The organism is Pseudomonas sp. SCA2728.1_7, from assembly GCF_018138145.1.
Lineage (GTDB): Bacteria > Pseudomonadota > Gammaproteobacteria > Pseudomonadales > Pseudomonadaceae > Aquipseudomonas > Aquipseudomonas koreensis_A.
The window spans coordinates 2,068,392-2,081,560 of sequence record NZ_CP073104.1 but is presented as its reverse complement, the minus strand read 5'-3'; the positions used below and the strand labels follow the sequence as shown (position 1 = coordinate 2,081,560).

Sequence of the window (13,169 nt, the reverse complement as noted above, 5' to 3'; positions counted from 1 at the left end):
TGTTCACAAGGTTATCCACAATTTGTGTGGATAACATTTCAACGGGAGGAATAGATGAAAGCTCCGTGGAATTTTGCTCGATTCCTGCCCTTGGCCGGCCGCCTGCTGGCGCGTGGGCGTTTGCCGACCTTGCTGTTTGCAGTTGCCAGCAAAGGCGCCGCGCAAGGCAATCGTCTCGGTAAACTCAAGGATGATTTACGTTTGCTCCAGGCGCTGTGCCTGGCTTATTGGCGCGGCGAGTATCGGGCCATCAGTGGCAAGGCACTGGTTTCGGTGGTGGCGGGTTTGATGTACTTCCTCAGCCCGGTGGATGCGATTCCGGATTTCATCCCTGTATTCGGCATGCTCGACGACATCGCCGTCCTCGCCTGGCTGATGAAAACCCTCGACGATGAGCTCAATGCGTTTCGCCTGTGGCGCAACCGCCAGCAACCGGAAAAACTCGCGGTGGTCGAACGGCTGCCCGATACCCCTGAACAACTGCAACTTCAGGGGCCGAAAAAGCCCTGATTCATTAAGTCTTCCTGTAGATAGATACCCCCCGCGACCTTGGCCGCTGTTAGGATTACACTTCTAGGGAAAAGTGCCGACTCGCTAAGTGTTGTTGTCCTACGGGGTAGTCATGGATATTCAGATAATTGCACGCGATGGCGAACCCGAATACGCGGTTCTGCCGTGGGCTCAGTATCAGGCTCTACTAAAAGCAGCAGGCATCAACGAAGCACCGTCGCGTCCGGCAGCCACGCCGATCGCGGCCTCACCAGACACGATTCTTCCGGGTCTGGATCAACTACGCAGTTTGCGCGAAGGGAAGGGCATCGCCATTGAGGCGCTGGCCCGCACGGTAGGCATCAGCCCGTCATATCTGGCCATGATCGAAAGTGGCGAGCGTCAGCCTGACGCCGCGATTCGCCGCAGCCTGGCCTGGGAATTGACGGTGCCAGGGTGGAGGGATGAATCGTGAGCGTACGCATCAGTCGTCAACATTGGGACGGATTGCTCGGAGAACTGGATCAGGCGCGCCGCCAGCGCCATCTGCTGACTTATCGGGCCTTGCTCGAGCGGTTGCAATTGCCGACACCGGCCATGCAAACCTTGACCGCCGCCCTCGAGCATCTGGCCGCGCTGGATGCCAAGGCCGAACAACCGTTGCGCAGTTCACTGGTGATCAGCCAAGGCGCGAGTCGCCTGCCACGCACCGGTTTCTTTGAATGTGTTGAACGTCTGGGGCGCTTTCACGGGCCGTCTGATGGCGTTGCCGCCGCCTCTTGGCACGCTTCGGAAGTCGTCCGGGTTTTTGAATACGAGTACCCGGAATCGGCGGAGGCCTGAGTGTTTTTACGACTCAAGGCGCGGGCCAGTTACTGGCTGGCCCGCAGGCTGTTTCACTGGTCATGGTTTGTTCGCCAACCGCGCGGCTGGCGCTGGCTCGAAGGGCAGTTTGCGCGTATGGCCAACCTCGGCGATGTCGATGCGCAAAGCTTCTATGGGCATATCCTGACCTTTCGTGGCGTCGGCCTGGGCGCACGTGAAGAAGGTGTGCGCCTGTTGCGGCTGGCGGCCCTCGCGGGTGATGGCAAAGCGGCTTACCAGGTCGGAGTGATCAGCCTGACCGGGACACCGAGCAAACCGCCGGATCCTGTTGAAGCCGCACGCTGGTGGAGCATCGCTGCCAAGGCGGGGCACCCGTTGGCTGAGCTCAAGTTGAAAGAGCTGAGTACTCGCGACTCAACACTGTAAATCCTGTTATGTCTGCTCAAATAAACGCGGCGTGAGGTTTTCCTCACGCCGCGTTTGCGTTTGTGTGCACCTGTTTATCTATGAGTTATTTTTTACAGACAAGTCCTACAGTCATCGCCTACTTGCCTGACTTCTTTCCTGATTGATCCCCCGCACAGTTCCCGCGCCTAATTTTTTGCGCGAGGGAACGCTCATGTTTGATCCGCTTATTCAGTCCACTTCGCACACCCGCGTGCGCTGATGGAAGCCGTCACCCGCATCGAGCAAGCACTCGACAGCTTTCCCGCCACCCTCAGTATTTACCGCGAACAGCTCAGGCATTGGGCCAGTCGAGCGGCGGACAAGGTCAGCCACGCCGCAGATCTGCCGTCACTGATGGGTATGGAGCGGATCATTCGCTTCGGCTCCGATAGCACTGTCGTCAGCAGCACCGACAACGAGTTTTTCTCCGGCGTCGTCCAGTGCCCGAAGGGCGGGGTGATGGAGATCGAGAGCAAGTTTGAATCGGTATACGACATTGCGCTGGGCAACATCGTGGTCGATGTGATCGCCATGGATGGTGGTGAAACCACCCCCATCACCCTTGATGCGCAAGGCAAGGGCTCGTTCAAAGGAATACCTGGCAAGTTCTACCGGGTGCAGGTGCACAGCGAGGTCACTGAGAGTCAGGTCGAGGATCTTTTCAAAGCCTATGACGGCCTGACCGCTGAGCTGGATGGCTGGCTGCGCAGTGAGTGGCAGGGTTTCAAACCGCAGTGGTCGCAGTCGGTGGCGACGGCGGCGGGCAACGGCATGCTCGCCGGGAGCTGGGCGGCGATCGAGGGGGTGTGGGACAGCATTGGCCTGCTGTCGGACATTCTCAAGGATCCTGGAGCGTTCGCCGAGCGGCTGGGTGAGGGCGCCACGCAGTTGATGGCGCTGGCGGCGACCGCCCCCGACGTCATGGAAAAGCTTCAATTGCTGGTCAGTGACGAAGCTGCACTGTGTTTATTGCTGCGCACGGCCAGCCTTTGGCTGGAGATGCTGCCGCCCAGTGAAATCGCCGGCAAAACCGCTGAAGCGGCATCGATGATGATGGTGCAGTTGCTCATCGATGTGCTGATCAGCGTCGTCTTGACGTTCGTCAGTGGTGGCGCAGGCATCGCTTATCTGACGCTGCGTCTGGCGGATCGCGCCGTGCAGTTGCTGTCGGCGGTGAAGCGTTTGGTGAAGGCGATGTTCGGCATCGTTGAAGGGTTCATCAAATACGTCGATCAATACAAAGCCGTTGCCGCCCGCGGCATCGCCGCCGGGGTGAAAAAGGGCCGGATGCAATTGCGCTGGAATGCGCAGCGCAACACCTTGTTGAAGAAAGACGAGCATCACGACGACTCGCCGGATCCGGCGAAAAACCCCAACGGCGACAGCGCCGATTGCGTGCCGCGCACCTGCACCAACGGTTGTCCGGTGTCGATGGTCACTGGCGAAGAACTGCTGACCCTCACCGATGCGGTGCTCGATGGCGTGTTGCCGTTTGAGTTCACGCGGTTGTATCGCTCTAGTGCCGCCGAGATCGATGTCGGGCTGGGGTTTGGCTGGAGTCATTCGCTGGCGCATCGGCTGGAGTTTTTCGCCGATGAGGTTGTTTGGGTCGATCACGAAAACCGGCGTACCCGCTTTCCGTTGCCGAGCATTGAACGGCCGGCGATTCACAACAGCCTGTCGCGGGCGGCGATTTTTCTGGGTGATGAGCCGGAAGAGCTGATCCTCGCGCTGGCCGGGGCAACGGCGCGGTTCTATCACTTTCGCGCAGGACGGCTGACGGCGATCAGCGATGCCTATGGCAATCGTCTGACGGTGCAGCGCGATCGGTCTGACCGGGTGCAGCGCCTGGATAACGGCGCCGGGCGCTCGCTGTTGTTGCGCTATGACCGGGCGCAGTTGCTGGGTGTGGATTACCAGGTGTTTCGCGACGGCGCTTGGAGTACCGAGCAAGCGCTGGTCAGTTATCGCTACGACGCCTATCAGCACCTGATCGAAGCGACCAACGCCGTCGGTGACAGCGAGCGTTACGACTACGACGACGCGCACGTGATTCTGCAGCGGCAACTGGCCGGTGGCGCGAGTTTCTTCTGGGAGTGGGAGCGCTCGGGCAAGGCTTCTCGCTGTGTCAGGCATTGGGCCTCGTTTTCGCAGATGGACACGCGCTACGTCTGGAATGACGACGGCAGTGTCGCGGTGCATTACGTCGATGGCACCGAAGAGACCTACGTCCACGATGATCGTGCGCGGCTGGTGCGTAAAGTCTCGGCGGACGGTGGCGAACAGCTCAAGGCTTATGACTCCTCGGGACGCTTGATCGCCGAGCAGGATGCTTTAGGTGCCGTCACCGAATACCGCTACGACGAGGTCGGACGGCTGATCGCGCTGATTCCGCCGGATGAGGCGCCCACGTCCTACGAGTATCGCAACGGTTTCCTGTTTCGGCGTTCGCGCGGCGAGGCGGTGTGGATCTACCGGCGCAATGCCGAGGGCGATGTCACCGAAGCGGTCGACCCCGATGGCCAGGTCACCCATTACTACTACGACACCCGGGGGCAGTTGCTGTCGATCCGCTACCCGGACAGCAGTCGGCATCGCTTGGTCTGGAACAGCCTCGGCCAGTTGACCGAGGAAACCCTGCCCGACGGCGGCGTGCGGCGCTTTTCCTACGACGCACTGGGTCGGCGGACCACAACCGCCGACGAACACGGTGCAGTCACTCGTCAGCATTGGGACGCCGTTGGCCGACTGATTCAGACGACATTTCCTACCGGTAGCACTCGCGCCTACAGCTATGGCGCCTACGGTCAGGTCACTGCCGAGCGCGATGAACTCGGGCGCATCACCCGCTACGAATACGACGATGACCTGCACTTGGTCTCGCGGCGGATCAACCCCGACGGCACGCGGGTGCAGTACCGCTACGACCATGCGCAGTTATTGCTCACCGAGATCGAAAACGAATCCGGGGAAAAGTACCGGCTGGACTACACGCCGACCGGGCTGATTCGTCAGGAAAGCGGTTTTGACGGCCGCCGCACGGCGTACACCTATGACCTGAACGGGCATCTGCTGGAGAAGGCCGAGTTCGGTGATGACGGCTCTTGTTTGCTCACTGCGTATGAGCGCGATGCGGCCGGACGTCTTCTGGTCAAAACCCTGCCCGACGGCCTCAAGGTTGTTTATCAATACGACCGTTTCGGCCGACTGATCGGTGTTGATGACGGCCAGCAACATCCCCTGGCCTTCGAGTACGACCGTCAGGACCGGCTGATCACCGAACATCAGGGCTGGGGCACCCTGCGTTACCGTTACGACGCCTGCGGCCAGCTCAAACGCATGCGTCTGCCGGACAACAGCGTGCTCGACTACCGCCACGCCAAGGGCGGCGCGCTGACCGACATCGACCTCAACGGCACGCCGCTGACCCGTCACATCTATAAGTCCGGTCGCGAACAACAACGTCAGCAGGGCCTGCTGCTCAGCGAATACTCCTACGACGATCAGGGACGATTACTCGCCCACGCCGTAGGCCATCAGCGCGATTCGCTGTACCGCCGCGATTATGCCTACAGCGCCAACGGCAATCTCGCGCACATCGCCGACAGCCGCCACGGCCAACGCACCTACGGCTACGACGCCCTCGACCGCCTCATTCGCGTACGTCACTCACGCGACGAACTGCCGGAATCCTTCGCCCACGACCCGGCCGGCAACCTGCTGATGCAGGACCGTCCCGGCCCGAGCCAGATCAAGGGCAACCGCCTGCTGATGCAGGGCGACCGCCACTACGACTACGACGCCTTCGGCAACCTGATCCGCGAACGCCGCGGCCGCGCGCAGACTCTCGTCACCGAATACCGCTACGACAGCCAACACCGCCTGATCGGCCTGACCCGCCCCGATGGTCAGACCGCGTCTTACAAGTACGACGCCTTCGGCCGACGCATCAGCAAAACCGTCGGCGACGAGACCACCGAATTCTTCTGGCAGGGCGACCACCTCGTCGCCGAAAGCAGCGAAAGCGAATACCGCAGCTACGTCTACGAACCCGGCACCTTCCGCCCGCTCGCGCTGCTCGACGGCAAAGGCCCGAAAAAAGCCTGCCCGTTCTACTACCAACTCGACCACCTCGGCACCCCGCAGGAACTCACCGACTACAGCGGCGACATCGTCTGGTCCGCGCAATACGACGCCTACGGCAAAGTCGCCGCGCTGACCCTCGCCGGCGACGACTACCTGAACCAGCCGCTGCGCTTTCAGGGGCAATACTTCGACGGGGAAAGTGGACTGCATTACAACCGGCATCGGTACTACGACCCGAGGCTGGGGCGGTATCTGACGCCGGATCCGATCAAATTGGCCGGTGGGCTGAATCAGTACCAGTACGTGCCGAATCCGACGGGGTGGGTGGATCCGTTGGGGTTGAGTTCCAACTGCCCGCCGCCGAATAAGCCTGGGTGTGAGGTGCCGGGTGGGGGTGGTGGGGCTAAGGTAGATGAAGGTGAGCCAGCGCTGCCGACGCCAAAATTAAGCGCGAGTGAAGCTGCGAAGAGAGAGATTGTGAGGCTAAACAACAGTCAGGGGATGCATATGGTTGGCAAGCATGACCCCGAGTTAACAGATGAAAAATTTAAACAAAGAGCTATTGATGGAACGGACCCTATCACGGGTCAACAAAGAAGAGGTCGAAATGCTGGTATAGGCAATCCGAGCTCAAGATTTTACAGTTGGGAAATAATGCTTGAAGCCTATGTCCTCGCAACAACCAGGGTTGAACACGGGCTTCCTCGTTACACCGGCCAGGATAATCAGGGCGCCAACGTTGTAAAGATGAGGCTTCCTGACGCTGGGGAAGGTTACAAGCCAAATAGAAGGGATAAAGAAAATCCTAGATTAGTTACCAATATGGGTGGGTTCGAAATGAAATTCGACCCAATTACAGAAGTGCCATTTACTCTTTATCCGACTGAGTGATTTATGTTAATTGATCCTGAAACGTCGAAGCCATATCTACCTAGTCCCGCATATTTTTTGTGCTGTTTTGATGTTTATGATCGGGAGGAAACCTTGGGTGAGGAGCTTGAAAAATATAATCCGAATGCTGCAGTAGATAGGGAAAGGCTTATTTTAAAGTACTGCATGCCTATGAAGCGCTCGTATCGGCAAAAATTCTTACTTGTAGAATGTTTGAAGCTTGCGTTGCTAGAAGAAGACTACGACTTTCAATCACTTTTCCAATACGACCCTGAAGCCTATTCATCATTTCCGGATGGTTGGGATGAGATGGATAATTCAAGGGTTTTTTTTGAAGATATATATCGGCTAGCCATGGTTGAATGGGCCGCGGATTTGAGTAAGGCAAGTTTGGAAGATCAAGCGACGTGGTAAATGAGTTTAGTAAATTATGCTGTTGTGGTGGAGTAGTGACGGAAAATGTTTAGAGGCGTATACAGTTCGCAGTTTGCAAGTCATCGAGCACAGTTGAATGCTTATAACAAAGCGATGACAAGAGAGGCAAGCAAGATGTCGCGATTTACGGGTGAGGACAGAATGGGTAATTTGGTTGTGAGAATGGCTGCCGAAAATGTCGGGCGAGGATATGAACCTAATCCATTAGACCCCTTAGAGCCTCGCTTCATTGAAAAAATGAATGGGTTTGAAATGAAGTTTGACTTTGAAACGTTGAACCCTATCGCCCTGTATCCGGTGGAGAATGTTTGATGTTGATGCATCCCTATCTTGATGTCCCATATAATCCCCAGCTGAAACACTTTCTTGGTGGGTTCGATATATACGATCGCGAGGAGACGCTGGGCTCGGAGTTGGCGGAGTACGATCCTGAGTGTACTGCGGATCGAGTGAGTTTGATATATAAGTTTATTGTGAAAAGATTTTCTGGTTTGACTTATCGGCACAAGTTTGTCTTGTTTTTCGTGTTGGGTGAGGCTCTGAATGGCAAAATAAGTGATCTTGCTGAAGTTTTTAAACATGATCCTTCTTCTCATTCGTTGCTTCCATTTGGTTGGAACGAAATGAAAGATCCGAAGAGTTTTTTTGAACATATATACTCTATCCTGTCCGAAGTCTGGGTTGATGATTTATATCTAGCCAGTCAGGAAGACTACTCAACGTGGTAGCCAGCATTAGAAGCAGAACCTAGAGTGACTTTACTGACCCCTTCGCGAGCAAGCCTGTTCGCACAGGGATCTGTGTGTTTGGGGGGAATCAACGTTGTCCGATTAGCTGCGGTGGATGGACGTCGGCAGCGGCCAGACTATCAATCACATGCACGCTATACCCCGGAACATTCTTAGCATGATGCTTCGCCTGCGAAGCCATTTCCGCAAGTTGACTGGCATCCAGGTGTGCGCAAGCCTCGGGATGCAAATGCACCACGCCAATGGAAAGCGACAACAACGGAAACTCCTGTCGCACCCCTTGGCGATTCGGCGCAATAAAGCATCCAACCACAAGGTGTTCAGGACGGTAGAACCGCCGGCATTGGCTCTGGAAATCATCAAGCAATTGATTAAGACGTTTGCGCCAATCTTCGGGGCCAAGGACAAGGAGGAAGTCGTCGCCGCCAATATGGCCAACGAAGTCGCGGGACGGGTCTACTCGCTCGTTGAGGCATTGCGCCAAACACAGCAGAACTTCATCGCCGCGCCCGTAGCCATAGATGTCATTAAAGGGTTTGAAACTGTCGATGTCGACGTAGCAGATGACCGACTCGCGGCCTTGTTGCAGCAGGCGAGTCAGACATTGCTGAATCGGCACATTACCCGGCAGCAAGGTCAGCGGGTTGGCATAACGAGCCTGTTGAATCTTCAGTTCGGTAATCAGTTTGAGCACATCAATCACCCTGCCAAGGCCGAGGTAGCCGCCGTTAAGGGTGATGATGAAGTCCTCTTCGATGCGCTGGCGGGCGCGGCTGGTGATGAGGCGGCTGACTTGTTGCAGGGACTGGCTCATTTCCACGGCGAGGAAGTCGTCGTTCATCAGGCGGCTGATCGGTTTGCGCGCGAACAGGTCGGTGGCGAACGGTTTGAGTAGTGCATCCGACAGGGAATGACGATGGACGATGCCGCAGGGTTGGCCTTGTTCGTCGAGTACCGCCAGTGAATTGAGGTTGGCCTGGCGGCGGAAGGCTTCCAGTACGGTGGCGGTTGGTGTGTCGCGATGCACGGCCGGTTGGTCGTTGAGCAGGGCGCTGAGGTCGCTGCCTTCGTCGTTCAGCGCAACGCTGCTGCTGTCGTGTTTGGGCATCAAGGCGCGGGCATCGCGCGGAGGGTGTTCCTGAGGGCGGCCGAGCAAGTAACCCTGAACCAGATCGACGCCCATTTCAGTCAGCACTGCGAGTTCTTCCGGCAACTCGATGCCTTCGGCGATGACTTGCGCGCGTGAGGCTTTGGCGATTTGCAGGATCGAGCCGACGAACTCGCGCTTCAACGCGTCCTGATGAATGCCATCGATGAAGTGTCGATCGATCTTCACGTAGTCCGGACGCAGTTCTGACCACAGGCGCAGGCTTGAGTAGCCGGCACCGAGATCATCCAGCGCAATGGAAAAGCCCATCGCCCGATAGTGATGCAGGGCCGTTTGCAGCAACTGGAAATCGTCGATGGGTGTCTGTTCGGTCAGCTCGATGACCACCTGACTCGGCGGAATGCCGAAATCCTGCAGCAGTTGCAACGTGCGCCCCGGTTGATGGGCGGCTTCCAGCAAGGATTCCGGCGAGACGTTGAGAAACAGTTTGCCCGGCAGTTGCTGCTCGTTGAAGCGACGGCAAGCGCTCTGGCGGCAGGCGATCTCCAGTTCGCTCAAACGTCCGGCCTGACGTGCCACGGCGAACAGCGCGATCGGCGAGTGGAGAGGACTGTTGGAAGGGCCGCGCGTGAGGGCTTCGTAGCCGAGAATGCGCCGTTCCGAGAGAGAGATGATCGGTTGGAACAGGCTGTGTAAACCGCTTTGAGTCAGGATCGAGCTCAAGGCACTCAGCTGTTCGGTCGTGGTCATGGCAATCTCTGGCGATAAAAAAAGGACTGGGAGCGCTCTCGATGAAGAGAGTGGCTCCCAGTCCTTTATTGCACGACAGAATGATGACTGTTTGATGACGATCCGGGGATCGTCAGCATTAAATTGCCATCACCTTACTTCTTGGCCACCTGATTGCTCAGCTTCAGGTAATCCAGCAGTACGCGCCCGGTTTCGCTCAGGTAGGCATCGTCTTCTGGTTTGACCTTGTCCGGATCGGCAGCCGCAAGGGCGTCTTCGTCTTCTTTTTTCAGCTCTTTGAGCGGTTCTTCGCCTTTGGCTTTGCGACGGATGTTTTCCATCGTCAGTTGCTTGGCGTCGATGTCGTTGTGCTGGGCACGGCGTTCGGCTTCGTTGAGGCTGACGGTTTTTTCTTCCATCAGTTTCTGCGCCAGGGCCAGCTTGTCACGGATGAACACAAACTCGGCATCCTTGGCGGTGCGCGTGTCATGTTCGGACTTGAGCTGGGCCAGGAACGGTTTGAACGGATCGGCCGCCGGTTTGATTGCCGCACGGATGGTGTCCCACGGCATGGCTTCCGGCAGGGCGCTCTCGCCGATTTCCTTGGTGTCGATCAACGACGGGTAGTCGATGTCCGGCAACACGCCCTGATGCTGGGTGCTCTGGCCAGAGACCCGGTAGAACTTGGCCAGCGTCAGTTTCAGTTCGCCATGGTTGAGCGGCTGAATGGTCTGCACGGTGCCTTTACCGAAGGTCTGACCACCGATGATCAGCGCGCGGTGGTAGTCCTGCATGGCGCCGGCGAAGATCTCCGAAGCCGAGGCGGACAAGCGGTTGACCAGCAACGCCATCGGACCTTTGTAGAACGCGCCCGGGTTTTCATCTTCGAGTACGTCGACACGGCCATCGGCATTACGCACCAGTACGGTCGGGCCTTTGTCGATGAACAGACTGGTCAGCTCGGTGGCTTCCTGCAGGGAACCGCCGCCGTTGTTGCGCAGGTCGATGACCACGCCGTCGACTTTGTCTTTCTGCAGCTCGGTGAGCAGCTTCTTGACGTCGCGAGTGGTGCTCTTGTAATCCGGATCACCGGCACGGAAAGCCTTGAAGTCGAGATAGAAAGCCGGGATCTCGATCACGCCGAGTTTGTAGTCCTTGCCGTCCTGTTTCAGGTTGAGCACGGACTTCTTCACGGCCTGGTCTTCGAGCTTCACCGCTTCACGGGTGATCGGCACGATCTTGGTGGTCTGGTCGTTCGGCGCATTGCTCGCCGGAATCACTTCCAGACGCACCACGGTGCCTTTCGGGCCACGGATCAGTTTGACCACTTCGTCGAGACGCCAGCCGACCACGTCGACCATTTCCTTGTTGCCTTGGGCAACGCCGATGATCTTGTCGGCCGGGGCGACCTGTTTGGTCTTGTCGGCCGGGCCCGCCGGCACCAGACGCACGACTTTCACCTGGTCGTTGTCGCTCTGCAACACGGCACCGATGCCCTCGAGGGACAGGCTCATGTTGATGTCGAAGTTTTCCGCGTTATCCGGCGACAGATAGTTGGTGTGCGGATCGTAGGACATGGCGAAGGTGTTGATGTACGCCTGGAAGATGTCTTCCGGACGGGTCTGATCCAGGCGCGCCAACTGATTCTTGTAGCGCTTGGTCAGGGTTTCCTGGATCTGCTTCGGCTCTTTGCCGGCGATCTTCATCCGCAGCACTTCGTCCTTGACGCGTTTGCGCCACAGGTCGTCGAGTTCAGCGGTGGATTTGAGCCAAGGGGCGTCCTTGCGATCGATCAGCAAGGTTTCCTTGGTGGTGAAGTCCATCTTGTCGACGCCTTTGTTCAGCTCGGCAAGGGCGAAGTCCAGACGCGACTTGACGCGGTCCAGATAGCGCTTGTAGATGGTGAACCCGGCGTTGAGATCGCCGCTTTTGAGGAAGTCGTCGAACTGGGTCTTCCACTTGTCGAATTCGCTGATGTCGCTGGCCATGAAGTAGCTGCGCGACGGATCCAGCAGCTTGAGGTAGCTGTCGTAGATGATCACCGAGCGCGCATCGTCGAGCGGCGGCTTGCTGTAGTGGTGACGCTTGAGCAACTCGACGACGTTCAGGCTGGCGATGACTTCATCGCGATCAGGCTGCAATTTGTCCCAGCTGTTGGCTGCGAATGTATTGCCCGACACCGGCAACAAACCGATACCGATGAAAAGAGCGAGGGCGGTGCTGGGGAGCAAATGCTTCATGCTGATTCGACGCGGGGACAATTGATAACGCATATTAGGCCGTCTTTGAAGTCGCCGGTTCTACGAGAGCCGGTCGCATAATGCAAAAAGCCCGGCGCTACAGCTTCGGGCTCAGTCCAGACTCACTATGGAGGCACTGTGAAGGCATTGCAAGGCGTTGACGGTCAAGTGGCATGGGTTGAAGAGCCGAGTCCTACGTGCGATGTAGGACAAGTCCGCATTCGAGTGGCAGCAGCAGGCCTCAATCGCGCCGATTTATTACAGAAAGCAGGGCTCTATCCGCCACCACCAGGGGCCAGCCAGGTACTCGGTCTTGAGTGCTCCGGGGTGATCAGCGAGGTCGGCGCGGGCAGTGCCTGGCAGGTCGGCGATCGGGTTTGCGCCTTGCTGGCCGGGGGCGGCATGGCCGAAGAGGTGGTCGTCGACGGGCGGCACGTGCTGCCGGTTCCCGAAGGCGTCTCGCTGATCGAGGCGGCAGCATTGCCCGAGGTTTATGCAACAGTCTGGCTGAATGTGTTTCAACTTGCGGCGCTCAAACCGGGTGAGAAAGTTCTCTTGCACGCCGGCGCAAGTGGAATCGGTTCAGCCGCCATTCAGTTGTGCAAGGCGTTTGGCAATCCGTGCTGGGTCAGCGTTGGTTCGGCCGAGCGTTTGGCCTACTGTGAGGCGCTGGGTGCGCAGGGCGGGGTGCTGCGCACCGATGATCTGGAGAGCCTGCGTGATTTCGGGCCGTTCAATGTGATTCTCGATCCGGTCGGCGGCAATTATTCGGCGCTGAATCTCAAACTGATGGCGCTGGACGGCCGTTGGGTGTTGATCGGTTTGATGGGTGGCCGTGAGGCCAAACTGGATCTGGCGCAGGTCTTGGCCAAGCGTGTGCAACTGCTGGGCTCGACGTTGCGCAGTCGTGACGATCAGTTCAAGGCGGATCTGTTGAGTGATCTGGGCCAGCAGGTGTGGCCGTTGTTTGCCGAAGGGCGGTTGAGTCCGCAGTTGGCCAAGGCGTTTGCGGTGAAGGATGCCGAGGCGGCTTTTGCCGAGTTGGCGAGTAATACGGTGGCGGGAAAGCTGGTGTTGGTGATTGATGAAAGTCTGAGCTGAGATCAAGGCAAAAAGCCCCTCACCCTAACCCTCTCCCAAAGGGAGAGGGGACTGACCGGGTTGTTCTGC

The 13,169-nt window shown here is 57.8% G+C and carries 11 protein-coding genes; 9 read left to right on the top strand and 2 right to left on the bottom strand.

What is annotated here, in order from left to right:
* Positions 1–54 precede the first annotated feature (54 nt).
* From KBP52_RS09110 to KBP52_RS09075, 8 genes are all read left to right on the top strand, one after another.
* Positions 55–510 carry a YkvA family protein gene (locus KBP52_RS09110; RefSeq protein ID WP_077571749.1) on the top strand — a complete coding sequence of 152 codons (456 nt, stop codon included), beginning with the start codon at positions 55–57 and terminating at the stop codon, positions 508–510.
* Positions 511–622: 112 nt separating this feature from the next.
* Positions 623–964, top strand: a complete 342-nt coding sequence (locus KBP52_RS09105; RefSeq protein WP_077571750.1) for a helix-turn-helix transcriptional regulator — start codon at positions 623–625, stop codon at positions 962–964.
* Positions 961–1,332 carry a hypothetical protein gene (locus KBP52_RS09100; protein ID WP_077571751.1) on the top strand — a complete coding sequence of 124 codons (372 nt, stop codon included), beginning with the start codon at positions 961–963 and terminating at the stop codon, positions 1,330–1,332. Before KBP52_RS09105 ends, KBP52_RS09100 begins: the two co-directional genes overlap by 4 nt.
* Entirely contained in the window at positions 1,333–1,740 is a 408-nt protein-coding gene (locus KBP52_RS09095) for an SEL1-like repeat protein (RefSeq protein WP_077571752.1), read from the top strand.
* 240 nt (positions 1,741–1,980) lie between these two features.
* The gene (locus KBP52_RS09090) at positions 1,981–6,738 is read left to right on the top strand and encodes an RHS repeat-associated core domain-containing protein (protein ID WP_212622642.1); all 4,758 of its coding nucleotides are present in this window, start codon (positions 1,981–1,983) and stop codon (positions 6,736–6,738) included.
* 3 nt (positions 6,739–6,741) lie between these two features.
* Positions 6,742–7,152, top strand: a complete 411-nt coding sequence (locus KBP52_RS09085; RefSeq protein ID WP_212622641.1) for a hypothetical protein — start codon at positions 6,742–6,744, stop codon at positions 7,150–7,152.
* A gap of 93 nt (positions 7,153–7,245) precedes the next feature.
* Entirely contained in the window at positions 7,246–7,485 is a 240-nt protein-coding gene (locus KBP52_RS09080; protein ID WP_249122266.1) for a hypothetical protein, read from the top strand.
* Positions 7,485–7,901 (top strand): hypothetical protein, encoded by a 417-nt coding sequence (locus KBP52_RS09075; RefSeq protein ID WP_212622640.1) that lies wholly within the window; start codon positions 7,485–7,487, stop codon positions 7,899–7,901. The genes KBP52_RS09080 and KBP52_RS09075 overlap by 1 nt, the downstream gene beginning before the upstream one ends.
* An 88-nt stretch (positions 7,902–7,989) precedes the next feature.
* On the opposite strand, the gene KBP52_RS09070 is transcribed toward KBP52_RS09075, so the two are convergent.
* A complete protein-coding gene (locus KBP52_RS09070) occupies positions 7,990–9,780 on the bottom strand; it encodes a bifunctional diguanylate cyclase/phosphodiesterase (protein WP_212622639.1) in 1,791 nt (596 codons plus the stop codon).
* A gap of 134 nt (positions 9,781–9,914) precedes the next feature.
* A complete protein-coding gene (locus KBP52_RS09065; RefSeq protein WP_161986601.1) occupies positions 9,915–11,999 on the bottom strand; it encodes a carboxy terminal-processing peptidase in 2,085 nt (694 codons plus the stop codon).
* A gap of 138 nt (positions 12,000–12,137) precedes the next feature.
* Here KBP52_RS09065 and KBP52_RS09060 point away from each other — a divergent pair, with 138 nt between their 5' ends.
* Positions 12,138–13,100: a zinc-binding dehydrogenase gene (locus tag KBP52_RS09060; RefSeq protein ID WP_212622638.1), complete on the top strand. Its 963-nt coding sequence runs from the start codon at positions 12,138–12,140 to the stop codon at positions 13,098–13,100.
* Positions 13,101–13,169 lie beyond the last annotated feature (69 nt).